The organism is Sulfurimonas sp. RIFOXYD2_FULL_34_21, assembly GCF_001830805.1.
Taxonomy (GTDB): domain Bacteria; phylum Campylobacterota; class Campylobacteria; order Campylobacterales; family Sulfurimonadaceae; genus Sulfurimonas.
Genome location: NZ_MICH01000006.1, coordinates 73,061 through 98,952, shown reverse-complemented (window position 1 = coordinate 98,952; position 25,892 = coordinate 73,061). Strand labels below are relative to the sequence as shown.

General features: G+C 34.6%; 28 protein-coding genes. 21 read left to right on the top strand and 7 right to left on the bottom strand.

Going from position 1 to position 25,892, the window contains the following annotated elements:
• The first annotated feature begins 94 nt into the window (after positions 1-94).
• The gene (locus A2530_RS04050; protein ID WP_294885910.1) at positions 95-2,140 is read left to right on the top strand and encodes a methyl-accepting chemotaxis protein; all 2,046 of its coding nucleotides are present in this window, start codon (positions 95-97) and stop codon (positions 2,138-2,140) included.
• Between the two features lie 14 nt (positions 2,141-2,154).
• Here the strand turns inward: A2530_RS04050 and ftsY are convergent, their stop codons facing one another.
• Entirely contained in the window at positions 2,155-3,033 is an 879-nt protein-coding gene (gene ftsY / locus A2530_RS04045) for a signal recognition particle-docking protein FtsY (protein ID WP_294885908.1), read from the bottom strand.
• 2 nt (positions 3,034-3,035) lie between these two features.
• Complete coding sequence (locus A2530_RS04040; protein WP_294885906.1) at positions 3,036-3,605, bottom strand: TlpA disulfide reductase family protein; 570 nt, start codon at positions 3,603-3,605, stop codon at positions 3,036-3,038.
• Between the two features lie 63 nt (positions 3,606-3,668).
• On the opposite strand from A2530_RS04040, the gene A2530_RS04035 reads away from it, so the two are divergent.
• Both A2530_RS04035 and rny read left to right on the top strand, forming a co-directional pair.
• Positions 3,669-4,241: a 5-formyltetrahydrofolate cyclo-ligase gene (locus A2530_RS04035; RefSeq protein ID WP_294885904.1), complete on the top strand. Its 573-nt coding sequence runs from the start codon at positions 3,669-3,671 to the stop codon at positions 4,239-4,241.
• Between the two features lies 1 nt (position 4,242).
• Positions 4,243-5,811 carry a ribonuclease Y gene (gene rny, locus A2530_RS04030; protein ID WP_294885903.1) on the top strand — a complete coding sequence of 523 codons (1,569 nt, stop codon included), beginning with the start codon at positions 4,243-4,245 and terminating at the stop codon, positions 5,809-5,811.
• 14 nt (positions 5,812-5,825) lie between these two features.
• Here the strand turns inward: rny and A2530_RS04025 are convergent, their stop codons facing one another.
• Positions 5,826-6,719 (bottom strand): cation diffusion facilitator family transporter, encoded by an 894-nt coding sequence (locus A2530_RS04025; protein WP_294885901.1) that lies wholly within the window; start codon positions 6,717-6,719, stop codon positions 5,826-5,828.
• Positions 6,720-6,816: 97 nt separating this feature from the next.
• Here A2530_RS04025 and cmoB point away from each other — a divergent pair, with 97 nt between their 5' ends.
• Complete coding sequence (gene cmoB, locus A2530_RS04020; RefSeq protein ID WP_294885899.1) at positions 6,817-7,707, top strand: tRNA 5-methoxyuridine(34)/uridine 5-oxyacetic acid(34) synthase CmoB; 891 nt, start codon at positions 6,817-6,819, stop codon at positions 7,705-7,707.
• Positions 7,704-8,195: a PaaI family thioesterase gene (locus A2530_RS04015; protein WP_294885898.1), complete on the top strand. Its 492-nt coding sequence runs from the start codon at positions 7,704-7,706 to the stop codon at positions 8,193-8,195. The genes cmoB and A2530_RS04015 overlap by 4 nt, the downstream gene beginning before the upstream one ends.
• Positions 8,196-8,202: 7 nt before the next feature.
• Here the strand turns inward: A2530_RS04015 and A2530_RS04010 are convergent, their stop codons facing one another.
• Complete coding sequence (locus A2530_RS04010; RefSeq protein WP_294885896.1) at positions 8,203-8,796, bottom strand: MBL fold metallo-hydrolase; 594 nt, start codon at positions 8,794-8,796, stop codon at positions 8,203-8,205.
• 108 nt (positions 8,797-8,904) lie between these two features.
• On the opposite strand from A2530_RS04010, the gene A2530_RS04005 reads away from it, so the two are divergent.
• The 4 genes from A2530_RS04005 to argB are packed head-to-tail and all read left to right on the top strand — an operon-like array spanning position 8,905 to position 12,606.
• Positions 8,905-9,711, top strand: a complete 807-nt coding sequence (locus A2530_RS04005) for an NAD+ synthase (protein ID WP_294885895.1) — start codon at positions 8,905-8,907, stop codon at positions 9,709-9,711.
• Between the two features lie 10 nt (positions 9,712-9,721).
• A complete protein-coding gene (locus A2530_RS04000) occupies positions 9,722-10,840 on the top strand; it encodes a DegT/DnrJ/EryC1/StrS aminotransferase family protein (protein ID WP_294885893.1) in 1,119 nt (372 codons plus the stop codon).
• Positions 10,841-10,850: 10 nt separating this feature from the next.
• Positions 10,851-11,771, top strand: coding sequence for a tetraacyldisaccharide 4'-kinase (locus A2530_RS03995; RefSeq protein ID WP_294885891.1), 921 nt, complete (start codon positions 10,851-10,853; stop codon positions 11,769-11,771).
• Positions 11,734-12,606, top strand: coding sequence for an acetylglutamate kinase (gene argB / locus A2530_RS03990; RefSeq protein ID WP_294885889.1), 873 nt, complete (start codon positions 11,734-11,736; stop codon positions 12,604-12,606). The genes A2530_RS03995 and argB overlap by 38 nt, the downstream gene beginning before the upstream one ends.
• Before the next feature lie 32 nt (positions 12,607-12,638).
• On the opposite strand, the gene A2530_RS03985 is transcribed toward argB, so the two are convergent.
• Positions 12,639-13,538: a protoglobin domain-containing protein gene (locus A2530_RS03985; protein WP_294885887.1), complete on the bottom strand. Its 900-nt coding sequence runs from the start codon at positions 13,536-13,538 to the stop codon at positions 12,639-12,641.
• An 89-nt stretch (positions 13,539-13,627) separates the two neighbouring features.
• Positions 13,628-14,770: an FAD-binding oxidoreductase gene (locus tag A2530_RS03980; RefSeq protein WP_294885885.1), complete on the bottom strand. Its 1,143-nt coding sequence runs from the start codon at positions 14,768-14,770 to the stop codon at positions 13,628-13,630.
• Between the two features lie 100 nt (positions 14,771-14,870).
• On the opposite strand from A2530_RS03980, the gene A2530_RS03975 reads away from it, so the two are divergent.
• The 12 genes from A2530_RS03975 to A2530_RS03920 all read left to right on the top strand — a co-directional run bounded on the left by A2530_RS03975 (position 14,871) and on the right by A2530_RS03920 (position 25,401).
• Positions 14,871-15,152: a DUF2018 family protein gene (locus A2530_RS03975; RefSeq protein WP_294885883.1), complete on the top strand. Its 282-nt coding sequence runs from the start codon at positions 14,871-14,873 to the stop codon at positions 15,150-15,152.
• A complete protein-coding gene (locus A2530_RS03970) occupies positions 15,153-15,569 on the top strand; it encodes a hypothetical protein (RefSeq protein ID WP_294885881.1) in 417 nt (138 codons plus the stop codon).
• 9 nt (positions 15,570-15,578) lie between these two features.
• A complete protein-coding gene (locus A2530_RS03965; protein WP_294885880.1) occupies positions 15,579-16,466 on the top strand; it encodes a polyprenyl synthetase family protein in 888 nt (295 codons plus the stop codon).
• On the top strand, positions 16,466-17,764 hold the full coding sequence (gene hemA, locus A2530_RS03960; protein ID WP_294885877.1) for a glutamyl-tRNA reductase: 1,299 nt from the start codon (positions 16,466-16,468) through the stop codon (positions 17,762-17,764). Before A2530_RS03965 ends, hemA begins: the two co-directional genes overlap by 1 nt.
• Positions 17,765-19,069, top strand: coding sequence for a proline--tRNA ligase (gene proS / locus A2530_RS03955; RefSeq protein WP_294885875.1), 1,305 nt, complete (start codon positions 17,765-17,767; stop codon positions 19,067-19,069).
• A gap of 1 nt (position 19,070) precedes the next feature.
• The gene (locus A2530_RS03950) at positions 19,071-19,499 is read left to right on the top strand and encodes an FxsA family protein (protein ID WP_294885873.1); all 429 of its coding nucleotides are present in this window, start codon (positions 19,071-19,073) and stop codon (positions 19,497-19,499) included.
• Positions 19,462-20,283, top strand: coding sequence for a thioredoxin domain-containing protein (locus A2530_RS03945; protein ID WP_294885871.1), 822 nt, complete (start codon positions 19,462-19,464; stop codon positions 20,281-20,283). The genes A2530_RS03950 and A2530_RS03945 overlap by 38 nt, the downstream gene beginning before the upstream one ends.
• Positions 20,284-21,225 (top strand): hydroxymethylbilane synthase, encoded by a 942-nt coding sequence (gene hemC, locus A2530_RS03940; protein WP_294885869.1) that lies wholly within the window; start codon positions 20,284-20,286, stop codon positions 21,223-21,225. It begins immediately after the preceding gene.
• Between the two features lies 1 nt (position 21,226).
• The gene (locus A2530_RS03935; RefSeq protein ID WP_294885867.1) at positions 21,227-23,041 is read left to right on the top strand and encodes a menaquinone biosynthesis decarboxylase; all 1,815 of its coding nucleotides are present in this window, start codon (positions 21,227-21,229) and stop codon (positions 23,039-23,041) included.
• Between the two features lie 71 nt (positions 23,042-23,112).
• Positions 23,113-23,445, top strand: a complete 333-nt coding sequence (locus tag A2530_RS03930; RefSeq protein ID WP_294885865.1) for a cytochrome C — start codon at positions 23,113-23,115, stop codon at positions 23,443-23,445.
• Between the two features lie 108 nt (positions 23,446-23,553).
• Positions 23,554-24,936: an argininosuccinate lyase gene (gene argH, locus A2530_RS03925; RefSeq protein ID WP_294885863.1), complete on the top strand. Its 1,383-nt coding sequence runs from the start codon at positions 23,554-23,556 to the stop codon at positions 24,934-24,936.
• Positions 24,937-25,401 carry an OsmC family protein gene (locus tag A2530_RS03920; RefSeq protein ID WP_294885862.1) on the top strand — a complete coding sequence of 155 codons (465 nt, stop codon included), beginning with the start codon at positions 24,937-24,939 and terminating at the stop codon, positions 25,399-25,401.
• Positions 25,402-25,534: 133 nt separating this feature from the next.
• On the opposite strand, the gene A2530_RS03915 is transcribed toward A2530_RS03920, so the two are convergent.
• Entirely contained in the window at positions 25,535-25,891 is a 357-nt protein-coding gene (locus A2530_RS03915) for a histidine triad nucleotide-binding protein (protein WP_294885860.1), read from the bottom strand.
• Position 25,892: the final 1 nt, after the last annotated feature.

The following is a 25,892-nucleotide window of genomic DNA, read 5'->3' as shown; positions in this document are numbered from 1 at the left end:
AGTTTAAAATATATGACAAATTGCAATATTTAACGTAACTGTTTTGTAATAATCGACATGTAGAATTCAAAAAATTTAAAGTTAAAGAGGTTTTATGCCAAAAATATCTATAAAAACACAAATTTTGTCGCTTATTTTATTATCATTGATGTTATTAACTTTAATAACATCTTATATATCAAGTTCAAAAAGCAAAGATGCATTAATGCTTGAGAATTACTCGAGATTAACGGCTCTGAGAGATATAAAAAAGAATCAGATAGAAGATTTTTTTCGTAACTGCAAAAGAGATATCGATGTCTTGTCAAAAAGCGATAATCTTCAAAATATTACATGGGATTTATTAAGTGCTTATAATGATTTAGAAGTAAAAGAAGATGTACCGTTTCCAGTAAATGATCCGTCCGCAAAAGAGGAGAGACTTCCTCATGAAACTTATTTTCAAAAATATTTAAAAGAGTATGATTATAGCGATATATACATAGTGGCGGCAGAACATGGACATGTACTTTACAGCGGAAAAAAAGAGGCTGATTACGGTGCAAATCTTAGTTATGGGGATTTAAAAGACTCTCCTCTTGCTAAAGCTTGGAGAGAGACTATAAAAAATAACCGCATCACATTTTTTGATATGAAAGAGTATGCCACAGATAATAATATGCCTACTATGTTTATTGGAACTCCTATCGTCATTCGTGCCGAAGTAAAAGCCGTATTGATTTTTAAAATAAACAACATGTCGATTAATAAAATAATGCAATATAAAGATGGATACGGTAAAACACAAGAGGATTATTTAGTAGGAGAAGATGGATTAATGAGAAGCGACAGTTTTCTTGATGTGGACAATCACTCGGTTAAAGCGTCGTTTTATAATAAATCTTTAGGAACTGTAAATACGGAATCATTCAAAGATGCGATACTAGGCAGTGTCGCAACTAAAATGAGTGTAAATTATAATAACGAAGAAGTGCTCTCTTCATACTCTACGATTAACGTAAGAGAAGATTTTAAATGGATAATAATATCTGAAATAAGTGAGAATGAAATTTTAATGACGCCAAACAGCATAAGAAATTCTATTATAATTTCGTCTATAATTATTCTTATTATAATAGTAGTTATTGCTATATATTTAGTAAAAGCGACTCTTATAAAACCTATTGAAGAGTTTAAAAATGCTCTTCTTCAAATAAGTATTAATCATGACTTAACAATAAAAGCCGATGAGAATACTCCACTTGAACTCTCACAAATGGCACATAGTTTTAACAAACTAATTGCAACACTAAAAGATCTTATCGACAGCTCAAAACAATCATCAAGCGAAAATGCTTCTATCTCACATGAACTTTCGACTACCGCAATTGGTGTCGGAGAAAATGTAGAGAGATCGGTCGTAGTAATAGATGAAGCAACCAAAAAAGCAAATGATATTAAAAATGAGATTCAAAGAGCAATAGATGATGCACAAGAGAGTAAAAAAGATATTATCAAAGCAAATGAGAATTTAACTATTGCAAGGGATGAGATAGTTCATCTAACACATAAAGTTCAAAGCAGTGCAGAACTTGAAACAGACCTTGCTAGAAGAATGCAGACACTCTCGCATGAAGCAAATGAGGTTAAAAATGTTCTTGAAATTATCTCAGATATTGCAGACCAGACAAATCTGCTTGCACTTAATGCCGCTATTGAAGCAGCTCGTGCAGGTGAACACGGACGTGGATTTGCAGTTGTAGCCGATGAAGTACGTAAACTTGCAGAGAGAACTCAAAAATCGCTTACTGAAATAAATGCTACTATAAATGTAATTGTCCAATCAATTATGGATGTAAGTACTCAAATGAGCTCTAATTCAGATGAGATTCAAGAGCTATCAAACAGTGCAATAGATGTTGAAGAGAAAATAAATGAGAGTGTATCTATTGTAAATCAAGCAGTTAAAGCAAGTGATAAAACAGTAAGTGATTTTGAAAAAACAGGAAAAGATGTAGAATCTATTGTTCTACAAGTATCTGAGATAAATAAGATATCTTCTCAAAATGCAAGAAACGTTGAAGAGATTGCGGCTGCTGCAGAACATCTTAACTCTATGTCTTATGAACTTCAAGTAAAACTTGAAGTTTTTCATACTTAAGAGCATTTTTGCTCTTAATCCTCTTTTTCAAAAATAGCATCAAGCAAACCATCAACAAACTCATATTTGTCAAACGGAGTTAAATTTTCAGGTTGCTCACCTGTTCCAACAAATAAAATAGGCAGTTTAAGAGCATAAGCAATACTAAATATACTGCCGCCTTTTGCGGTTCCGTCAAGCTTAGTAATAATTATTCCGTCAACACCAATCATTTCATTAAAAGCTTTTGCCTGAGCAATAGCCGAGTTTCCTTGTGTACCGTCAATAATAAGAATAGTTCTATGAGGTGCTCCGCTATGTGCCTTGTCGCATATACGATGAATCTTTTTAAGTTCGTTTGCAAGATTTGTTTGTGTATGAAGTCTTCCAGCCGTGTCAATAATGACATTGTCAAAGCCTTTTGATTTTGCCGAATCAATTGTATCGTATGCAACAGCAGAACTGTCATGTCCTTGCTTAGAAGCTACAATTGGTATATCTAATTTTTTTGCCCAAAGAGTAAGCTGTTCTATTGCTGCGGCACGAAACGTATCTCCCGCTCCTAGCATAACTTTTTTTCCTTCATTTTTGTAACGGGCTGCCAGTTTTGAAATTGTTGTTGTTTTTCCAGCCCCATTTACGCCTACTATTAACTCAACAAAAGGAGCCGTAAATTCAGGCTCTTTGTATGTGGTATAAGCAAGTGTTGCCAGCAACTTTGAGTGAAGAATGTCGCGAGTTACTTTGCTTTGGTATATTTCATTTAAAATTATCTCTACTAAAGCATACTCAACGTCGGCTTCTAGTAAAATATCTTCAATTTCCTCTTTGGAGAAGGATACTTTTTTTTTTGGAACTACAGACTTGATAGCTTCTGCAGTTTTTGAAAGTGATTTTTTAATAAACCCAAACATCTCTACTTGCCTAAAGCATTTCTGATGTCGCTGTCTATAAACTCCTCTTGAGTAGCGCCTACATAGTGATTTACTAGTTTTGCATTTTTATACATTGCCATTGTAGGAATAGGGTATCTTTCGCCGAGTTTTAGTTCTTTAACAATGGCATCACTTAGACGGCGGTTTTGGTCTGAGTTTACTAAAACATATCTTGCATCATATTTTTGTGCAAAATCCTGTAGTTTTGAATCCTCAATCTTATCTTCAATCGTAATACCTATAACAATAACGTCATCTTTATATTTTTCTTGAATAGAACTAAGATGAGTAGCAGTTGCACGGCAAGGGGGACACCAAGTTGCAAATATATCAAAAATTACTATTTTATCTTTTGCACCTTCTAAAACAAAACCATCTCCCTCTTTTTTTACGATATACTGTTTTTTATCAATACCGCTAAGTACGTATTGTGTAGCTGATACCATCTCATTAGCACTGTTATGAATGCTCTTTTTGTCTTTGTTTTCAGAACAGCCTTGAAATAAAATTGCCGATAGTATTGATAGAGTTAAAATATACTTTCCAATCATTTGATTACCTTGTTTTCTTTTTTTTGAGTAAAATGAGCAAAATTATATCCATAAAGATTTTATATGCCTCTTACAAAAGCAATTTTTAGACAAAATTGTCTAGATAAAATAAAAAATTCACAAACTCATAATCGTTTATATAAAAATATTAAAATAGGTATAAAATTAGATAAAGAGCTTAAAAAAATAAAAAGTAAGAAAATACTTTTTTATACTTCACTGCCTTTTGAGGCAAATACCGCAAAATCTATTAAAATTATGAGAAGAAAATACGATATTTACGTACCGTTTATGGAAGGCGAAAGTTTTAAAATGGTACCATTTAGGTTACCGCTTAAGAAAAAAAGATTTGGTATTTATGAAGCGGGAAACAGTTTAAGAGATATTAAAAAAATTGATATAGCCATAGTTCCTGTGGTTGGTGTGGATGGAAATTTACAAAGAGTCGGATTTGGGAAAGGGATGTATGACCGTTTCTTTGCCAAGCTAAAAAAAAGACCATATACAATATTTATACAATCGGAATTTTGTTATACAAAAGAGTCTATTTGTGATTATTTTGATATTACATGTGATTTGATTATAACGCCGTTTGTTACAGTACGAAATAAAAATATGTTTATAAATAGGAAATAAGATGCTAAAAGAGGTACTAATTAGTGGTGGGATTGCCACTATTAGTGGGCTTGTCGGATTTATCATCTCTAAAAAAATAACTAATGCTAATTTTGATATTTATGTCGAAAAAGCTAAAGCTCAAGCCGGTGCTATCGAAAATGAGGCACAGCTGCTTTTATATAAAGCTAATATAAAATCTCAAGAGATGGAGATAGAAGCTAGAAAATTATACGAGAGTATAAAAGAAAAAGCTAAGACGGACCTTCTTCAAAGAGAAGATGACGTTATAAAAAAAGAGCAGAGTTTTAAGCGATATAAGCAGAATGAAGATAGAAGACTTCAGGATGAGGTATCTACTTTAAAAGCTAAGCAGGTTGATTTAAAAAGAAATGAAAAATCCCTTAACTCACTAAAAAAGAGATATGAAGAAAAAATTGATGAAGCACTAAATGCTATCGAGCATTGTGCAGGTATGACAAAAGATGAAGCAAAGAGAGTTTTGCTTGAAAAAGTCGAAGAGAAGTCTCGCGGTGAAATAGCACATATTGTCAGACGTTACGAGAATGAGGCAAAGAGTGAAGCTAAAAAAAGAGCAAACTATATCTTGGCTCAAGCTACAAGCAGATACGCCGGAGAGTTTGCCGCAGAGCGTCTTACAAACTTAATTCATCTTTCTGATGATGAATTAAAGGGTCGTATAATTGGGAAAGAGGGTAGAAATATCAAAACTCTTGAGACCCTTTTGGGAGTAGATATCATAATAGATGATACCCCAAATGTAATTTTAGTAAGCAGTTTTAATCTTTACAGACGTGCTATCGCAACAAAAACAATAGAGTTTCTTATTGGAGACGGTCGTATTCAACCTGCTCGTATTGAAGAAATTTACAATAAAGTTTGTGAAGAGTTTGAATCAGCAGTTTTAAATGAAGGCGAAGAGATAGTAGCAGATTTGGATATAGGAGTAATGCACCCTGAGCTTGTAAAACTTATCGGTAAGCTTCGTTATCGTGCAAGTTACGGACAAAATGCACTTGCGCATACTCTTGAAGTTGCTCATTTGGCAGGTATTATGGCAGCAGAGATGGGCGGAGATGCAAGGCTTGCAAAAAGAGCCGGACTTTTACATGATATAGGCAAAGCTTTAACTAATGATTCTCAGGGCAATCATGTCAATTTAGGTGCAGATATCTGCAATCGTTACAATGAACATAATGTTGTTATTAATGCGATATATGCCCACCATGGATATGAAGACATTAACTCTATAGAATGTGGCGCAGTTTGTGCTGCAGATGCACTCTCGGCTGCAAGACCAGGTGCTAGACGAGAAGTTCTTGAGAGCTTTTTAAAAAGAGTTACCGAGATAGAAGAGATAGCATCTGAACATACGGGTGTAAAACAAGCGTACGCGATAAACGCAGGAAGAGAAGTAAGAGTTCTTGTCAATGCATCTCTTGTGAATGATGATGAGTCTGTTTTAATAGCAAAAGAGATAGCAAAAGAGATAGAAGAGAAAGTTCAATATCCAGGTGAGATAAAAGTCAATGTTATTCGTGAGAGCAGAGCTATAGAATTTGCCAGATAAATGGCAATAAATAATTAATATATATCTTCAATATCATTTATATCAGAATCATCATAAGGGTCCATGTGTATAAGTACATGTACCTTTTTATCATCAAAAAGTTTTTTAAGTTCAATCTCAAGTTTATCTGAAATAAGATGTGCATCATATAGAGATATACTTACATTAAAAACTACATGTACCGATATAAATATATGTGAACCTGATTCCCTCGTTTGTAGATGGTGATAGTTTGTAGTCTCTTGCTGACTCTCAATGACATCAGTAATTTTTTTTATGTCACTCTCAGACAGCGCGGCATCAAGAAGCATTAAAATGCCCTCTTTTATAATAGGCAGTGCTGAGTATATCATGTACACAGCTATAGTAATACCCAAAACAGCATCTATTAAAGACTCTCCTGTTAATGATACTAGTCCAAGTGCCAAAAGAACTGCACCATTTGAGAAGATATCTGTTTTATAGTGAAGTGCATCTGCTTTGATAACCATATTATTTGTTTTTTTAGCAACATGATTTAAAAAGATAACAAGAAAAGAGGTAATAATTATAGAACACACCATTATAATTATAGAGACGCCGATAAACTCCATATCTCGTGGGTGTGCAATCTTTGTAAGTGCTTCATAAAGTATAAATAGTGCAGAAAGAGATATTACAGTCCCTTCTATAACTGCTGCTAATGGTTCAATCTTGCTTCGTCCGTAGTTAAAACTGTCATCAGGATCTTTTTCGGCGTTATGAAGAGCAAAGTAATTAAACAAAGAGACGGTTAAATCAAGTAAAGAGTCAATAGCAGATGCCAAAACAGCAATAGAGCCGCTTAATATACCAACAGACATTTTTATAACAACAAGCAATGCGGCAACAGACGTAGAAACAACAGTTGCTTTTTTTTCTAATCTCATTTTTAATCCCATAACTATTTAGGGTACAATTGTAATAAAATTAATATTTTATAGTCATTAAAGTATTTTAAGTATTAGAAATAGGGCAGTAGATTATATGAATTTAGATGTATTAAGACAAGAGCGTCAAAAATGGATGAATTGGAAAAATATAGCTCCTCTTAGAGAGGCGTTAAACTCTTTGGAAGATGGCTTTTGGGAAGTTGAACTAGGCGATGTAGTAAAAATAAGCGGTAAAGCACCGAAAAACTTATATGAAGTCGCAAAGCTTATGATGCCGTGGCGAAAAGGTCCGTTTGAGTTATTTGAGACTTTTATAGACTCAGAGTGGAGAAGCAATATAAAATATAATCTTCTGCGAAAACATTTTAATTTAAAAGATAAAAGAGTTGCCGATATAGGGTGCAACAATGGATACTATCTATTTAGAATGCAAGAGGATAAACCAAAAGCGTTGGTTGGTTTTGATCCGTCTGCGCTGTACAAAACACAGTTCGACTTTATAAATCACTTTGTTAAAAGCGACATTGTATATGAACTTTTGGGCGTTGAGCATTTAGAGTTTTATGAAGATAAATTTGATACAATTTTTTGTTTGGGTGTTTTGTACCACAGAAGCGATCCTGTTGCCATGTTAAAATCACTTTATAAAGGAGTTGATTTTGGCGGTGAAGTGATACTAGATACTTTTTATATAGATGGTGATGATGAGATGTGTTTATGTCCGGAATCATCGTATTCAAAAATACCGAATATCTACTTTGTTCCAACAATAAAAGCTTTAAGAAACTGGTGTAAACGCGCAGGATTTGATAGCTTTGAAGTCTTAGAGACTTCTGTTACCGATAGTAATGAGCAGAGAAAAACTCCTTGGATTGAGGGGCAGTCATTGGAAGATTTTTTAGATAAAAATGACAAAAGCAAAACTGTTGAAGGGTATCCGGCACCTGCTAGAGTATATGTAAAATTAACTAAGGGTATAAAATGAGAAAAGATATAGACGATATGCTAGAAGATGATCAAGAGTTAGATATTGAAGAGTATAGAAAAACAGATGAAGTTTTATTAAAAACACATGATAAAATAAATCATGATTTATGCGGAGAGATACAAAAATTAGATGTCGGTTTTGTAAAATTAAAGCTGGTGACTACCTATGATATGATTGCGGATAGCCAAAGTCTGATACATGGAGGATTTATTTTTGGTGCTGCCGATTATGCCGCTATGGTTGCTGTTAATGAAAAAAATGTCGTATTGGTAGCAAGTGATTGTCAATTTCTCTCTCCAGTGAAATTTGGGGATATAGTTGATTTTGTGGCGAAAGTGCGTCATAAAGAGGGTAGAAAAAGAAATGTACATGTAACAGGGCATGTTTTAGATATAAAAGTATTTGAAGGCGAATTTAAAACAGTAGTAACAGAGCGACATGTTTTAAAATTAAAGTTGATGGAAGAGGGTGCCATCGATAAATAGCTAATCTTTAAAGATTAGCTATCCAATAGTCAGTATATTGCTGCTCTTGTTTTATTGTTGTGGTGTTCCCATGTCCCGGATATATAGTTTTATCATAGGCTATTTTTTTAAACTTTATAAGGGACTCTTTCATCTCTTGCGGTGATGAATATGGAAAATCAGTACGCCCGATAGAACGTTCAAATATAAAATCACCGCTAAACATTGCATCTTCTATCTCTATTGTTGAACATCCGGGTGTATGTCCAGGGAAATGACGAAACTTAACTTTGACTCCATTAAAGTCAAGCTCTTGATTAGGTTCTACTTTTATATCCGGTTTTGAGGGCGGCAAATCAGGACTCCAACTGCTGCCTTGAAGAAGCATTGCATCATCTTTTGGAGTATAAAGCGGGACTTTTAGCTTTTCTTGTAACTCGGCATTACTCCAAACATGATCAAAGTGTCCATGTGTGTTTAATATAGCGATTGGATTTGTAACATTGGCAATTACCCAATCGGTTGCGCCAATTCCCGGATCTATAATAAAATCCATACCGTTTACGGTAACTATATAGCAATTTGTTTGGTATTCACCCATAGGTTTTACTTTTATTTTCACTCTAATACTCTTTTTTTATAAAATTGTAACATTGATTACCAAAATTTGATATAATAATTTTCTTAATACTGGGTTAGAGAATATCTCAAAGTTTATCAAAGGTTGTTTATGAAAAAGTACGAGCAGATAACGGAGTATCTGCACCATTTTTTAAATGATGAAGTTCGCAAGACAGGCATAGAGAGCGTTGTTTTAGGCCTTAGCGGCGGAATAGACTCTGCAGTTGTTGCGGTACTTGCAAAGATGGTCTTTAAAGATAATTTACTATGTGTAAAGATGCCTTCTCAATACTCCTCTTCTAGTTCGCTTGATGATGCCGATGAGTTTTGTAGAGATTTTAAAATTAATGCCATTACAGTCTCAATTGAACCTATATTAAGGGCTTATGAAGAGGCAAATCCTGATATGGACAATCTACGAAGAGGTAATCTCTCTGCACGACTGAGAATGGCTACTATTTTTGATATTTCTGCTAAGCAAAAAGCCTTAGTTTTAGGAACTAGCAATAAGAGTGAGTTAATGCTCGGATATGGAACTATCTACGGAGATTTAGCAAGTGCTTTAAATCCAATAGGAGATTTGTATAAGAGTGAAGTCTATGAGCTAGCAGAGTATTTGGGTGTTACTAAAAGTATAATTAAAAAAGCTCCATCAGCAGATTTATGGGATGGTCAGAGTGATGAGAGCGATTTAGGGTATAGTTATGCAAAACTTGATGAGGCTTTAAAGCTTTATGTAGAGGATAGATTAACCAAAGAAGAGATAATAGAGCGTGGATGTGACAAAGAGATGGTAGATATGATTATAAAGCGGATTTTTCGCAATCAATTTAAGAGAAAAATGCCGATAATTGCAAAGTTGACATCTAGGACTATAAACCATGATTTTAACTATCCAAGAGATATAACACTATAAGGATTAATTGATGAAAGTTGCATTTTGTAGATATGAAAGTAGTAGAGAAGCACACTCAAACGTTAGCGATGTTTTAGATGCAGAAGAGATAAATCAAGTAGAGAAGCTAGAAAACGAATTTTCTTCTTACATAGGTTCAGAGTATGCGCTAGCAACTTCACACGGCACATCGGCACTTCATTTGGCGATGCTTGCACTTGATTTAAAGCGCGGGGACAAAATAGTATGCTCTGTAAATGCTCATCCAAAAGTTCCAGAAGTCGTGCGTCACTTTGATGCAGAGCCTATTTTTATAGATATTGACTCTCAAACTTACAATATAAATCTGGATAAATTAGAAGTATATCTCGAAGACAATAAAGCAAAAAAACTTAAAGCCGTTATAGTTACGCATGTTGCAGGGCAGTGTGTTGATCTGGAGAGACTTTACACAATGGCAGAAATTTATGACGTAAAAATTGTAGAAGATGCGAGTGAAGCTTTAGGTGCAACATATAAGGGCAAAAAAATAGGCTCAACCGGAGCCGATATTACATGCTTTAACTTCTCTTCTCATTTGAAAAAAGATGTTTGTAACGGTGGTATGCTTGTCTCAAATTCACTTGAAATCATAGAACGAGCAAAACTGTTAAGTTCACACGGAATGACAAGAGATGAAAACTCTTTAGAATATATATATGATGTTGTAGATATTGGATTTGACTACTCTATGAGTCAGTTGGATGCTGCATATATAAGAGCCCAAATTAAAGAACAGGATAAAAATCTTAAAAGAGTTCAAGAGATAGCCCAGATGTATAATAAAGCTCTTAGCGAAGTAAATCATATAACAATACCAAAATCAAGTGATGAGCATCCATACTCTTTGTATATTATAAAAGTAGATAAAAATAGAGACTCTTTTGCATTAGAGTTGAAAAAACATGGAGTTGAAGTAGGGCTGCACTATATACCTCTTCACTTTTTATCATACTATAAAAATAAATACTCTTTAAAAGTAAACAATTTTCCGGTTGCACTTACTAGCTATCAACAAATAATGTCGCTTCCTATATATCCTAGTATGCAGGATAAAGAGGTGCAGTATGTTATTGATAAAATCAAGTCAGTAGCATCGACTAGAGTTTAAAAGCCGCAATTTGAAAAAAGTAGTTTTTTGGGTTGAAGAGTATTTCTACAACCCAACTTTAACTCAAAAACTACTCTCTTTTTTCCTTCTTCCTTTGAGCCTTATTTATTGTTTTTACATGTATATAAGATTTAAGAGCAAAAAGGTAGAAGATTTTGGCATAGATATCATAAGTGTCGGAAACTTAAATGTCGGAGGAAGCGGAAAAACCCCGCTTGTGAGTGCTCTCGCATCAAGATATAAAGATGTTGCCGTAATTCTTAGAGGATATGGGCGAAAAAGCAGCGGTCTTTTTGTAGTGAGTGACGGCAGTAGAATTTTATGCGACGTAAATATAAGCGGTGATGAGGCAATGGTTTATGCGCGTAAACTTCCACATGTAAAAGTTATAGTCAGCGAAGACAGAAAAAAAGGTATAAACAAGGCAAAAGAGCTTGGTGCAAAAATTATATTTTTAGATGATGCCTACTCTAAACATGATATAAAAAAACTCGATATTCTTATAAATGTACAAAGCAAAAATGGGTTTTGTTTACCTTCAGGTCCTTTTAGAGAAAGGTTATGGACTACAAAAGAAGTCGTTGTACTAAGGGATGAAGAAGATTTTAAAAGAGTAGTTGAACTTAAAAATAAAAGTGATAAAATGTCACTCGTAACTGCAATAGCAAGACCGCAGAGATTGGATGGTTATTTGCCTGATGTTATCAGCAAAAACTATTTTGAAGATCATCACTCTTTTACAAAAAAAGAGATAGAAGATATACTTCAAAGAGACGGTTCAGACTCAATATTGGTAACATATAAAGATTTTGTAAAATTAGAGCAGTTTGGTTTAAAGCTTTCACTTTTGGATTTACATGTGGAAGTTAATGAAAATATTTTTAAAATAATAGATGATTACAGGGGAAGAAACAGTGCAAAAAAAGATTGAAACAGTTCAAACGCTTCTTGAAGCATTACCGTTTATAAAAGAGTTTAGAGGCAAAACAGTAGTTATAAAATACGGTGGTTCCGCTCAAGAGACACCTCAGTTAAAAGAGAAGTTTGCAGAGGATATTTTACTTATGTATCTTGTCGGAATTAAACCTGTTATAGTTCACGGCGGCGGCAGACAGATAAATGAGATGCTTGACGCTCTAAAAATTGAGAGTAAGTTTATAGAAGGGCAAAGAGTTACATCAAAAGAGGTTATGAGAATCGTAGAGATGGTTCTAAGCGGAGAGATAAATAAAGAAATAGTTTCACTTTTAAACTCTCACGGCGCAAAAGCGATAGGCATAAGCGGCAAAGATGCTCACTTTATCTCAGCAAAAGCAAAAGATTTTTCAAGATGGGGTTTAACAGGAAACATTACAGATGTAAAAGCCGATGTTATCTCAAATCTTATAGCTGAAAAATTTATTCCTGTTATCGCTCCAATCGCTTCTGGTAGCGAGATGGGTCATCCTGGATTTAATATAAATGCTGATTTATGCGCTTCTTATGTTGCAAAAGCAATAGGTGCAAATAAAATCATATTTTTAACAGATACGGCAGGTGTTTTAAACAACAACAAGGAACTTTTCAGCACGCTTACAAAAGATGAAGTAGAGGCTCTAAAAGCCGATGGAACTATTCACGGCGGAATGGTGCCTAAAGTCGATGCATGTCTTGAAGCAATTGAAGGCGGTGTTCAAAAAGCGCATATTATTGATGGAAGAATAGAGCATTCAATGCTTTTAGAACTTTTTACATCAGCCGGAGTCGGAACAGAGATAGTTAAATAGCTTTTTAAAATAAAATCTCTTAGATTTTTTCTCTATGAGATTTTATTTTGTTTGCCCACAAGCCAGTATGCGATTGCCAGTCCTACTATTACGGTGCCTATAATTAAAAGATCATCAGCCTTTTCGGAAGATAATGAATATATGAGTATCTTTCTAATAAGCGCCGCCATGGCAAGCATTATAAAAGCGCCGATTGCAAACCCTTTGCCTTGAAGATGGTGTATCTCTTCATGTATTAGCTCGATAGCCGCCCATAAAACAAGCAAACTTCCCAAAACCGTTAAAATACCTTTTTCTATGCCTATATCTGAGAAGAAGAGCAGGTATATATCATAAGCAAAAAGACCGACGGCAAAAAATGCAACAAGAGCTAGGGCACCTGCAAGAAAAAAGTTGATATATGAGTTGAACTTTTTCAAGCCTGATAAAATGTTTTTTTCAAACTTCGACAAAGATAGAAATTTACTCATCTCCTCTTCTCTGTATGAGCTTGTTAAAACATCAAGATTCATATCAATAATTTTTTCAATTGCAATAACTTCTTTATTGTATTGCTCTTTATTTTCAAAATCTTTTTCAATATGTCTTATAATAAAAGTTCTTACAAAAGTAAAAGCCGAGTTTACATAGTGTGTAGGTAAGCCTATCTTTACATGTACTTCGCCGATTTTATAGAGATACATAAAATAGTACATGTCATATTTACCGCAAAAAAGGTTAATAAACCACTCTTTTATTTTTTTGCGATGATATGCAATAACATCTTTATTTTTTAAAAATTGCGCAGTCTGCCCAAAACCCCAAATATAGTCGTAAAACTCATCTATAAACTTATCCGATAGTTTTTCCATACTTGATTGAAGCTCTTGAAGTATCAAAGCCTCTTCTTGGGTAAACTTGTAATGCTTTTTTAGACTTGAGTATGATTGCATGTTCCCTCTTTGTACGTATTATTAGAGATTATATATTTATTAGTTTAAATTTAAATATAACAAACTTAATTAGAGTAATTTTTTTAAATTTATTTGTTTCTAGCCATTTTATAAAAGAGCTTCTGAGTTGAAAGCTCTTTTGGTATTTGAGTATTATACAAAATATGTTCGGTTAATATTTTTGCCAAATATGGACCAAAAACAAATCCTCTTGAGCCAAGAGCATTTATGATATACATGTTAGGATAGTACTCTAAGGATTCTTGCGGAATTTTTGTACCGTTTTTAATTGATGGGTGTTTTTTTAGCGAAGCTTCAAAATCAACTACTTTTCCAATAACAGGAAAGTAGCTTTTTATTGTTGCCCTTGCACCTTTGTATATCTTTGTTACTTCTAAATTTTCAAGTTTTATCAACTCATCTGCTTGAGCTAAAAGAGTATTTATCTGCATATCATCGCTGTTTACGTAGAAGCTACATTTATCACATGTAGTCAAACACTCCATTTTTGAACTGTCGTGTCTCTCATGAGTAGCACCTATAGATATATTTCCGTCACGTTTGTTTGTTGAAACAGATATCGATTTGTGAATATTAAAAGGGACATTAGAAGTTGTTTTAACATCAATTCTAAGTCCAAAAATAGGGGAAATCGTAACATAGGGAATATCTACTAAGTGGCTACTTACCCCTTGAGAAAGAATAATATTTTTTGCTTTTATACCATTAGCCAAGTAATAGCCGTTTTTAAAAGTCAACTCTTTAATATCTTCTTTGTAAAAATCGCATTCCTTAGTTAACTCTTTACAAATTTGAATAGGCTCAATTACGGCCGCATTTTCGTAAAAATACCCGTCTATATCTCTAAAATCTTTTGATATATATTGTATTTTTTTAGTATCAAAATAGGTATGTTCTATATGATTTTGAGCTAGTTTGTCTTCTTGAAAATTATCGTTGGCAACTCTTAAAACACCTTTTTTATCAACTGCATCAGGGAGAAGTTTTTCATAAAAATCTATTGAAAAATTAAGAGCATCGTTTACAGTAGTATTGTATAAGTTTTTTTTACCGGGAAGCGGCGATAAAAAAGCTCCCGCCGCTCCGCTTGCTCCACCTGCAATGCCCTCTCTGTCAATAACTGCTACACTTTTGTCCTCTTTGTGCAAAAAATAAGCGGTGCTACATCCGGCACTTCCCGCTCCGATAATTAAATAGTCATATATCTTCATTTTCGTATTATAGAAAATAAAGACTTAATGTCAGGCGTTAAGCCTTTATTAGATTAGTGATGTTATAATCGCGCTAATATTTATAAATACAGGATATAAAATGTACGGACTTTTTGAAGATGAAGATGATATATTTATGGGCTCACCTAAAAGCAAATTAATGGATGTCGTATTTAATGCAAATAATGACGTAGTTAGATACCAACTGCAAAATTTTATCGACAGAACTGCTGCTATTGAGCTTATGATTGGCGATAAACTTGGAGAAGATATGGATAGAGAGATTCAAAGATTTATGATCTCAAACAGAGACGAAGTTGATAATCACGCAAAAAGTTTATATATTGAACTAATGGGTGCAATTTTATCACAAAGTGAATAATTGAAAACTATTTTACATGTATTTGTTCTTTTAGCCTTTAGTTCTAGTTTCATATTTGCCGATAATTTTACAGAAATTAGAGAAATATCGCTAAAAAAAGATGAGCAAAAGAAAATTCTTGTAAAATACGCTGACAAAGAAAAATTATTTAATTTTAGATGGACACTATATAAAAACGGTGGACTTGTTATTTTTAGGTCATACGACAAAATAGTTGCACAAAATGTACTCTATTTAAGAGAGAGAAACCAAAGCTTTAGAGTAGAGTTAAAGAGTAGAGGTGCTGACTTTTATAATGTACCTTACATGTTAGTCAGATTTAAAGAGTTTAAAGAGGCATCAAAAGAGGCTGTTTTTGAGATTCTTCTCTCTGATGATAAAAAACAGATAAAGCTAGAAGATTTAAAGAAGGGTTAAAGAGAGATTATGCAAAGAGTTGAGAGCGAAATAGCAAGACTGATAAAAGAGATAAATTATGATGAAGTAACTCGTCTTTTTGGGATGCTATCTGGCGGCAAAAGACTTCGTGCAAAACTGATTTTAAAAATCGCCCCTTTAAGCGATAAAGCTCCGCTTTTAGCGGCAATAGTGGAGCTGATTCATGGTGCAAGTCTGCTTCATGATGATGTAATAGATGAAGCAACTCTAAGACGTGGAGTGGCATCCGTCAATGCTACTGATGGAAGTAAAACAGCTGTAATGTTAGGTGATATACTCTACTCAAAAGCTTTTACCGAACTTGTCTCGTTTGACAAAGAGATTGCAAAAACGGTTGCATCTTCCGTTACTGCTCTTAGCAAAGGCGAGATGATGGATGTTAAGATGGCTGAGAATTTCAATGCCGATGAAAATAGATATCTTGAAATGCTATATCTAAAGACAGCTACTCTTATTGAAGCAGCCGCCGCCGCCGCTGCAATTTTAGCGGGCAAAGATACTTCTTCTCATGCTCTTTACGGAAAAAATCTCGGACTCTCTTTTCAAATTATCGATGATATTTTAGATATAACATCTGACTCCATTACTCTTGGAAAACCATCCATGAATGATTTTGCCGAAGGTAAATGTACGCTACCGTATATCTATCTTCATAAAGTGTTAAGTAAAGAGGATAGAGGAAAATTACTTGGCATGCATGCTAAAGTATTGGATGAACAAGATACTCTTTGGATTAAGCACAAGATGAATGAACATAAAACTATAGAAAAATCGTTTGAACTTGCACAGAAGCTATCAAATGAGGCAATGAACGTCATGAGAGATGATGCAGAGTTAGTGGGTATTTTACAAACTATGATAAAAAGAAGTTACTGATGCACTATTTAAATATAAGCTTTTCACATAAAAATTCAACTTTAGAGGTAAGAGAAAAACTCTCTTATAAAGATGATAATGCCCTAAAAGGGTGTTTGGCAAAATTAAATTCAGGCGAATCTATAAACGAGTCTGTTCTTATATCTACATGTAATCGTATGGAAGTTCTTTGCAGCTGTAGCGATATAGCATCTGCAACGCAATATATTTTTGAAATTTTAGCGGCAAGGTCAGGAATTTCAATTGACGAGCTAGAAGGCAGAGCAGATATATTTGACGACAGTAGCGCAATACACCATCTTTTTAGTGTTGCAAGTTCACTTGACTCTATGGTTATCGGAGAGACGCAAATCGCCGGACAGTTAAAAGACGCATTTAGGTTTTCATACGATAACGGATTTTGCTCTCAAAAACTTGCTCGTGCTATGCATCATGCATTTAAATGTGCCGCTAAAGTGCGAAATGCAACGGATATCTCATCAAAACCCGTCTCAATTGCAAGTGTGGCAGTTGCAAAACTAAAATCTGTTCTTGATAGTGTTCATGGCAAGAAAGCTCTAGTTATCGGGGTAGGAGAGATGTCTGAAATTACTGCAAAGCATCTTATCTCAAACGGTGCGGATGTTTATATTATGAACAGAACAAAAGAGAAAGCTTTTGCATTAGCACAGGAGTGCGGCTGTAAAGTTTTAGATATGGACGAGTTGCCAAATGCTGTAAATGAGTTTGAGATTCTCTTTACTGCAACTTCTGCTTCAGAACCTATAATAACTGACGCAATTATAAAACCTTGTGATTTTGAGAGGTACTGGTTTGATATGGCAGTTCCAAGAGATATCAATTATCATAAAGGTGAGCGCATTAGTCTATATGTAGTTGATGATTTGAAAAATATTGTTGATGAAAATATGAGTCTGCGTGAAGACGGCGCGAGAAAGGCTCACGGCATTATAGGCAGAAGCACGGTAGAGTTCTTTGAATGGCTTGATACTTTAAACATAGAGCCTATGATAAAAGAGATTTACCAAAAAGCATTTGAAGCAGCAAGAGTGGAGAGCCAGAGAGTTATAAAAAATGGGTATATTCCAAAAGAGTATGAGGCACAAGTCCATAAAATGAGCGAACAAGTTATGAAGAGATTTTTACATCAGATGAGTTCAAAAATGCGCAGCGTATCCGAGGAGTCAAAATCAGATATGGTAACGAGTGCTTTACAGTTTTTAATAAAAAAAGATAAAAATGACGTACCGGACACATATAAATGTGAACATAATTTAAACATTATAGAAGGAAGATAATTGAGAAGAAGTAGAGCGTTTATTCCAACTGCAAAAGAAGCGCCATCAGACGCAACACTGCCTAGCCATAAGTTTTTAATAAGAGGCGGTTTTATAAACCAACAAGGCGCCGGACTTTATAATTTTATGCCGCTTGGGAAAATAGTACTAGAGAAGATTAGAACTATTGTAAAAGAGGAGTTAGACCTGGCCGGTTGTAGTGAAGTACAGCTTAGTTTTGTGACTCCTATTAGTTTATGGGAGAGAAGCGGTCGCTGTGAAGCTATGGGAAAAGAGATGCTTAGAATTAAAGACAGACATGAAAATGAATTTGTCTTAAGTCCTACAAACGAAGAAGCTATGGTAGAACTTGTTAAAAACAGAGTAACAAGCTATAAAGATTTGCCTTTAAATTTGTATCAGATTAACACTAAGTTTCGTGATGAGGCTAGACCTAGATACGGACTTTTGCGTGGTAGAGAATTTTTGATGAAAGACGGATACTCTTTTCATTCAAGCATTGAAGATATGGTGCGAGAGTTTAACCTAATGGAAGAGACTTATAAAAAAATTTTTACTAGGCTTGGACTTGATTTTAGAGTAGTTGCCGCTGATAGCGGAGCAATCGGTGGAGACGGAAGCAAGGAATTTCATGTTTTAGCAGATAGTGGAGAAGATACTATTATAGTTTGCGAGTCATGTGATTATGGTGCAAATATTGAGACTATAGATGAGTTTAAAGACAAAATTGATGAGCTAAACGAGAAGAGCTATGAAGATTTAAAAGAGTTAAAAGTAGCTCAAAAATGTTCTTGCGGAGCAAACCTTCACTTTAAAAAAGGTATTGAAGTCGGGCATATTTTCCAGCTTGGAACTAAATACTCAGCAGCATTAGAGGCAAACTTTAGTGATGAGAATGGAAGAAGCAAACCTTTTGAGATGGCAACATTCGGTATAGGAGTTAGCAGACTTGTTGCAGCCGTAATTGAGCAGAATCATGATGAAAATGGGTGTATATGGACAAAAGCAACCGCTCCGTATATGGTAAATATTATGATTTCAAATATAAAAGATGTAAATCAAGTTAATTTGGGCGAAGAGCTTTATGAGAAGCTTCAAGATTCACATGTAGAAGTTATGCTTGACGATGGAAAAGAGAGATTCGGCTTTAAAATGAAAGATGCGGAGCTTATAGGTTTTCCATATACGGTTATAATCGGAAAAGAGCTTGAGGGCGGTTTGGTTCAAATATACGACAGAAGAACAAAAGAAAATACTGCTATAAACGTAAGTCAAGTTTATGACAAAATAATGGAATTGATATAAGATGATTTATTTCTTTGCCTATCTATTTTTAGAAGTTATGATTTCGGTAAGTATATCATCGGCAATAGGCGGGGTGGCTACATTTTTTGAGATTCTTTTGAGTGCTTTTGTAGGGATAAGCATACTTGTGAATTTTAAAGCGACACTTAGAGAAAACTTTACGGCGGTATCTTACAGCTGTATTGATTTAAAACAGTTTCAAAGTTTAAATTTATTTACGATTTTTGGGGCTATTTTGCTTATTTTGCCTGGTTTTTTAACAGATATAGTAGGTGTTTTATTGCAATTTAGCGTATTTACGACAATGCTTGTTAACCGTTACAATTTTAATTCAGGCAAATGCAAAACAGATTATGAAAAAAACAGTACACAAAAGGATATTAATGTCATTGATGTTGAAATTATTAGCGATAACACTTACACTAAGTAGTTTATTAAAGGCAGATAGTTCAAGCCAACAGGTTGAGAATTTTTTAAAAAATAGTTTTAGTACAAATCCAAAGATACTATCTATAAAAGTTAAAGTAACCGGTACAACAGACGTTAAAGGATTTGATGATTGGAATGCATATTTTGTAGAGTTGGATGCTATATTAAAAAAAGATAAGCGTCAGGTTGTTCAAAAAATGGTCTGGTACTCAAACGGTGAAGTTATAACAAAAGAGTTGTTTGATTTAAAAAGCGGTAAAGAGATGGGTGAATTGGTTTCACTCCCTTTTAAGGATGAGTATTACAATAAAGAAAATTTAATTTACGGAAATGAGAATGCAAAACATAAGGTGGTTATATTTTCAGATCCTCTCTGCCCGTTTTGCAGACAATTTGTACCTGAAGCTATAGAATATATGAAAAAAGAGCCAAATAAGTTTGCCGTATATTACTACCATTTTCCTCTTGAATCTATCCATCCTGCTTCAGTAGAATTGGTTCAAGCAGCAATTGCACTTGAACTTCAAGGTGCAAAAGATGTGGTTTTAAATCTATATAAAGTAAATGTTGACCCAAAAGAGCGCTCAAATGAGGTTATTTTTGCACAGTTTAACAAAGTTATGAATTCAAATATTAACATGACGAATTTGTTGTCGCCTAGAGTTTTGACACATTTTAAAAATGATTTAAAAACAGCGGATTTGTTGATGATAAACTCAACACCGACAATGTTTTTTAACGGAATTATAGATAGAACAAAAAATAAATACAAAGAGGCAAAATAGATGAAAAAATTAATAATAGCAACAAGAGGTTCACAACTAGCACTTTGGCAGTCTAACCATATTAAAGCAGTTTTAGAAGAGCAAAACCCAGGTATGGAAGTTGAACTAAATATTATTGTTACTACTGGAGACAGAATTCAAGACAAAGCTTTATCAAAAATAGGCGGTAAAGGGCTGTTTTTAAAAGAGCTTGAGGAAGCGATGCTTAGAGGCGAAGCTCAAATTGCAGTTCACTCTCTTAAAGATGTTCCTACCGTAATGCCGGATGGCCTTCTTTTAGCGGCAATTACGGAGAGAGAAGATTCAAGAGATGCACTTTTATCTGAAAAATATCCAAATATTGATGCTCTTCCAGAAGGTGCGACGGTAGGAACGTCTTCACTACGTCGTCGCATGCAGATAGAGAAGCTTCGTCCGGATTTGGTTATAAAAGATTTAAGAGGAAATGTTGATACTAGAATCAGAAAATTAAAAGAGGGTGAATTTGATGCGATAATTTTAGCTGCTGCAGGCATCAACAGACTCTCGCTTTTAGATGCAGTAAAACATGTATATCCGATTTCGCTTGAAGAGATGGTTCCTTCTATGGGGCAGGGGGCCCTTGGTATAGAGGCAGTGAATGATGCAGAAGTTTTAAAAATCGTGGCACGCCTTGAAGATGAGTACAGCAGAATTGAAACAACTATAGAGAGAGCTTTTGTAGATGAATTAGAGGGTGGATGTCAAGTTCCAATCGGTGTTAATGCATCTGTTTTAGAAGATGGAAATGTAAGCATTAAAGCAGTACTAGGTCTTCCTGATGGGACAGAGATGTTAATGGACTCTAAAATTACATCTAAAAAAGATTATCAAAATATCGGAAGAGAGATGGCATCAGAGTTTATTGCCAGAGGAGCAAAAGAGTTGTTAGCGCGCGCTGAAGCGATGATGGAAAATAGATAATATGAAAAGAAGTATTGAGTTATTAAGAAAAAAAGGCGAATTGCGAGTTATCGATGAAGAGCTAGATATATATCTCGAAATACCGCATTTGGCTTATGCAGAAGTAAAGAAAAAAGATGGCGGCAAGGCACTGTTGTTTACAAATGTCGTTGATAAAAAAAGCGGTGTAAAGTTTAAAGAGAGCGTAGCTATGAATCTTTTTGGCTCATACAGACGCTGTGAGCTTCTTTTTGGCAGAACAATCGAGTCTGTTGCCGATGAGATAACCAAACTGCTTCATATGAAACCGCCTGAAGGTTTTTTTAATAAACTCAGCATGGCAAGTGAGCTTTTTTCGCTTAAAAATATATTTCCAAAACGCTTGAATGGTAGTGGAGATTGTCAACAAGTTAAATATTTGGAAAATGATATTGATTTATATAAACTTCCGGTTCTTACTACGTGGGAGCAAGACGGAGGTCCATTTATTACGATGGGTCAGGTCTATACACAGAGTTTAGACGGTGAAATGGTAAATCTGGGAATGTATAGACTTCAGGTCTATGATAAAAATCATTTAGGCATGCATTGGCAGATTCATAAAGACTCTTCACACTTTTTTGATCAATATCAAAAAGCAGGTAAGAAAATGCCCGTAAGTGTAGCAATAGGAGGAGACCCTCTTTATACATGGTGTGCAACTGCTCCGCTTCCTTATGGTGTAAATGAGCTTTTAATGTATGGACTTATTAAAAAAGAGGGTGCTAAGCTTGTTAAATCAATTACTACGCCTCTTTATATACCTCAAGATGTAGATTACGTTATAGAGGGCTGGGTTGATACTAAAAATATGAAAATAGAGGGACCTTTTGGAGATCATACGGGATATTATACTCTGGAGGAGTCATACCCTTTTATGGAAGTTAGTGCTATAACCATGAAAAAAGAGCCTATATTTTTAGCTACGGTTGTAGGAAAACCGCCGTTAGAGGATAAATATATGGGTTGGGCAACGGGAAAAATATTTTTTCCGCTTTTAAAAACTACTGCGCCTGATTTGCTTGATTATCATATGCCGGAAAATGGAGGTTTTCATAATCTTATTTTGGCAAAAATGCAGCCTCTTTATAAAGGTCATGCAAAACAGTTTATGCATGCATTTTGGGGCGCAGGGCAGATGAGCTTTGTTAAACATGCAATCTTTTTGGATGAAAAAGCTCCAAAGCTTGAAAATTATGAATCCGTAGCTTCATATATACTTGATAGATTTACGCCGAAATCTCTCTTTATTACAGAAGGTATATTGGATGCGCTTGACCACTCATCTGCTGAGAGTTTGGTAGGCGGAAAGCTCGGTATTGATGTAACTGCGGCACATAAAGTAGAAGCACCGCAACTTTTAGGAGATGAAGAGCTACTAGGAAGAGTAAAAGAGCTTATTCCTGAAGCTGTACATTTGCACCAGTTTATGCGAAGAACAAAAAATCCTATTACGGTTATATCCGTAAAGAAAATAAAAAATGTAAAGAGTTGCTTTGAAGCTCTTGTTGAACTAAGTATGCATATAAGGATTGTTATTTTTATTGATGAGGCTAAAAACGATATATTTAATCCATACATGTTAATCTGGAGAGTTACTAATAATATGGATGCACTCAGAGATGTTTTCGTATCGGGGTTAATGGTCGGCGTGGATGGAACCAATAAAAATATGTTAGACGGCTTCAACAGAGAGTGGCCTGATGATGTTGACTGTACACCGAGCGTTGTAGAATCTCTAAAGAGCAGAGGTCTATGGGATTTGGATCAAAAGCTATATGAAAAGTTTCAATTATAATTTTTATCTTGCTATAAGTTTAATACAATAAACTTTAGGACAAATAAATGATTATGATGAAGGTTTTGTAGATGGCTAGGTTTTTTATTTTTTGTATATTGTTTATATTTGTACCCTTTAGCCTAAATGCGGCACTCTATAAAGGGCAAGAAGAGTTTGTGAATGCATGTGTAGGATGCCATGAGACAAGACAGCACTTTATCGTTACAAAAAATAAGAAAGAGTGGAGAGAGCTTATTGAAAACGGCGGTGAGAAATTAGCTCAAATTCATTTAGATAGTTTTAATGCAAAAGATTCTCATGACTATTTTAAAAGTAAGATTTTTATAGAAAACTCAAGACACTTGATGCAGTTTTTAATGGAGTATGCAAAAGACAGCGGTAACGTGCCCGCTTGTAATTAACTCTTTGTTCTCTTATCGCTTTGTAAAATAGTATATTTTAGCTAAAATAGCAAACTTTTTAGATGGCTTATAAACCATAATATACAGTATAAAATTAAGGAAATTACTATGGATAAAATGTGGTCAGGTCGTTTTTCGGCAGGTACTTCATCTCTTTTAGATCGCTTTAACGCTTCCATCATGTTCGATAAAAAATTATATGTTGAGGATATTGAAGGTTCAATCGCACATGCAACGATGCTTGCAAAACAAAATATATTAACAGAACATGAGCTTACTCTTATTAAGGATGGTCTTGCACAGGTAAAGTATGAGATAGAATCAGGTAAATTTGAGTGGAAAATATCAGATGAAGATTTGCATATGGGGATTGAAAAACGCCTAACAGCAATTATCGGAGATGCAGGAAAGAAACTTCATACTGCAAGAAGCAGAAACGATCAAGTCGCAGTAGATTTTCGTCGCTATGTGCTTCGTAAAAATTTAGAGATTGTTGATGCGCTTAAACTCTTGATGAATGAGATATTGGTTATTGCAAACAAACATACGCATACTATTCTTCCGGGTATGACTCATCTTCAACATGCTCAACCTATTAATTTTGCATTTCATCTTGGTGCATATTTATCAATGTTTAAGCGAGATATAGAGAGATTTGAGAGTTCACATGTAAGAAATAATGTATCTCCGCTGGGTTGTGCCGCACTTGCAGGAACCCCGCACAATATAGATAGAACTATAACGGCAGAGCTTTTGGGCTTTGACAGTGTAAGCATAAACTGTTTAGATACCGTAAGCGATAGAGATTTTGCACTGGAGATTTTATTTAATATATCTACAATGATGATGCATATATCTCGTCTTAGCGAAGAACTTGTTATGTGGTCTAGTTATGAGTTTAAATTTATCGAATTAAGTGATGAGTATTCAACAGGCTCATCAATAATGCCTCAGAAGAAAAACCCTGATGTCCCTGAGCTTTTACGCGGTAAAACAGGTCGTGTTTACGGTTCGTTAATGGGACTTTTAACTGTTATGAAAGCACTTCCGCTTGCTTATAATAAAGATACGCAAGAGGATAAAGAGGGTGTATTTGACGCCGTTGAGACTGCTGAGATATCTTTGGAGATATTAAAAGAGGCTATAAAAACTATGCATGTAAAACCTAGTAACATGGAGAAAGCTTCTAAAGTAGGGCATCTAAGTGCAACTGATTTGGCAGACTATTTGGTTCAAAAATGCGATATTCCATTTAGAGAAGCTCATTTTATTACGGGACGTGCAGTAGCAAAAAGCGAAGAGCTAAAAATTGATTTGAGTGATATCGAGTTGAAATATCTTCAAGAGATTGATGAGAGAATAAGTGAAGATGTTTTAGAGTTTTTATCAATTAAGAGTTCTATGAACGCAAGAACATCAGAAGGTGGAACCTCTACAAAAAGAACAGAGGAACAGCTTGAATATTTTGAAAATTATCTTATGGAGAAGTAGATGAAGGTATCAGTATCGCATAAAGACGGTATGCAGTTTGAAGCTAAAACCCAGAATAGCAGCTTTATTATTGATTGTCCGCAGATAACACCTGTTGAATATTTTTTAGCAGGTATTATTACATGTAGTGCAACAGATATGGTTTTAATGCCAAAAAATCAAAATAAAACAGTTACTGATTTAGTAATAGATGGCGACGCAGTAAGAGCCGATAATCATCCAAGAAAATTTAATACTCTTCATCTTGATTACAGTTTTAGCTCAGATGCAGACGATATAACTGCAGCTCGCTGGGTTATGGCTTCGCTTGAGACTTACTGCTCAACCATCAACACCATAAGAGACTCCGTAGTTATATCATACTCGATTACCCATAACGGTAAAAAGATAAAAGAGAATGAAAAGATGATATCAGGAAGTGGAAGTAAGATAGATATGGGAGAGATTGAGAGCTGCCCTTCTTAATAAAACGCAATTTGAGCAAAGCCCAAATTACAACGCTAGCCGCTATGGCACTACTTGTCTAAAGACTGATGCTAGAAATCACTAAATGATTTCTAGTAAAAGCTTGACACTTTCGTGTCAGAGAGTTTATTTTTTAAAACTTGCCCTTAGGGTCAGAGTCACTTAGATGCGACCAAGCCAGCTTTGCTCCTCCAAGCAGATGAAAGTGTAAGTGTTTAACCTCTTGTCCGCCGTCATCACCGACATTTGTTATTACTCTATAGCCGCTTTTATCTATATGAACCTCTTTTGCTACATTTTGCATAAATGTAGTCATGTTTTGCATAATTTTAGGAGTCGCTTCATTAAAGCTATCTACATGTAACTTTGGAATAACTAAAATATGAATAGGAGCTTTTGGGTTTATATCATGAAATGCCAAAAAATCATCATTTTCTAGAATAATATTTGAGGGTATTTCATGTTTAATTATCTTACAAAATATGCACATT

Coding starts and splice junctions, on each gene's coding strand:
- A2530_RS04015 (WP_294885898.1), top strand. CDS start 7,704: ATGAGAAAAGATATAGACGATATGCTAGAAGATGATCAAGAGTTAGAT.
- A2530_RS03930 (WP_294885865.1), top strand. CDS start 23,113: ATGGCTAGGTTTTTTATTTTTTGTATATTGTTTATATTTGTACCCTTT.
- A2530_RS03975 (WP_294885883.1), top strand. CDS start 14,871: ATGTACGGACTTTTTGAAGATGAAGATGATATATTTATGGGCTCACCT.
- A2530_RS03915 (WP_294885860.1), bottom strand. CDS start 25,891: ATGTGCATATTTTGTAAGATAATTAAACATGAAATACCCTCAAATATT.
- hemC (WP_294885869.1), top strand. CDS start 20,284: ATGAAAAAATTAATAATAGCAACAAGAGGTTCACAACTAGCACTTTGG.
- A2530_RS03920 (WP_294885862.1), top strand. CDS start 24,937: ATGAAGGTATCAGTATCGCATAAAGACGGTATGCAGTTTGAAGCTAAA.
- A2530_RS04050 (WP_294885910.1), top strand. CDS start 95: ATGCCAAAAATATCTATAAAAACACAAATTTTGTCGCTTATTTTATTA.
- A2530_RS04005 (WP_294885895.1), top strand. CDS start 8,905: ATGAAAAAGTACGAGCAGATAACGGAGTATCTGCACCATTTTTTAAAT.
- A2530_RS03950 (WP_294885873.1), top strand. CDS start 19,071: ATGATTTATTTCTTTGCCTATCTATTTTTAGAAGTTATGATTTCGGTA.
- A2530_RS03980 (WP_294885885.1), bottom strand. CDS start 14,770: ATGAAGATATATGACTATTTAATTATCGGAGCGGGAAGTGCCGGATGT.
- A2530_RS03965 (WP_294885880.1), top strand. CDS start 15,579: ATGCAAAGAGTTGAGAGCGAAATAGCAAGACTGATAAAAGAGATAAAT.
- A2530_RS04040 (WP_294885906.1), bottom strand. CDS start 3,605: ATGATTGGAAAGTATATTTTAACTCTATCAATACTATCGGCAATTTTA.
- A2530_RS03945 (WP_294885871.1), top strand. CDS start 19,462: ATGTTGAAATTATTAGCGATAACACTTACACTAAGTAGTTTATTAAAG.
- A2530_RS04025 (WP_294885901.1), bottom strand. CDS start 6,719: ATGAGATTAGAAAAAAAAGCAACTGTTGTTTCTACGTCTGTTGCCGCA.
- hemA (WP_294885877.1), top strand. CDS start 16,466: ATGCACTATTTAAATATAAGCTTTTCACATAAAAATTCAACTTTAGAG.
- A2530_RS04000 (WP_294885893.1), top strand. CDS start 9,722: ATGAAAGTTGCATTTTGTAGATATGAAAGTAGTAGAGAAGCACACTCA.
- A2530_RS03985 (WP_294885887.1), bottom strand. CDS start 13,538: ATGCAATCATACTCAAGTCTAAAAAAGCATTACAAGTTTACCCAAGAA.
- A2530_RS03935 (WP_294885867.1), top strand. CDS start 21,227: ATGAAAAGAAGTATTGAGTTATTAAGAAAAAAAGGCGAATTGCGAGTT.
- argH (WP_294885863.1), top strand. CDS start 23,554: ATGGATAAAATGTGGTCAGGTCGTTTTTCGGCAGGTACTTCATCTCTT.
- rny (WP_294885903.1), top strand. CDS start 4,243: ATGCTAAAAGAGGTACTAATTAGTGGTGGGATTGCCACTATTAGTGGG.
- cmoB (WP_294885899.1), top strand. CDS start 6,817: ATGAATTTAGATGTATTAAGACAAGAGCGTCAAAAATGGATGAATTGG.
- A2530_RS04035 (WP_294885904.1), top strand. CDS start 3,669: ATGCCTCTTACAAAAGCAATTTTTAGACAAAATTGTCTAGATAAAATA.
- argB (WP_294885889.1), top strand. CDS start 11,734: ATGATTACAGGGGAAGAAACAGTGCAAAAAAAGATTGAAACAGTTCAA.
- ftsY (WP_294885908.1), bottom strand. CDS start 3,033: ATGTTTGGGTTTATTAAAAAATCACTTTCAAAAACTGCAGAAGCTATC.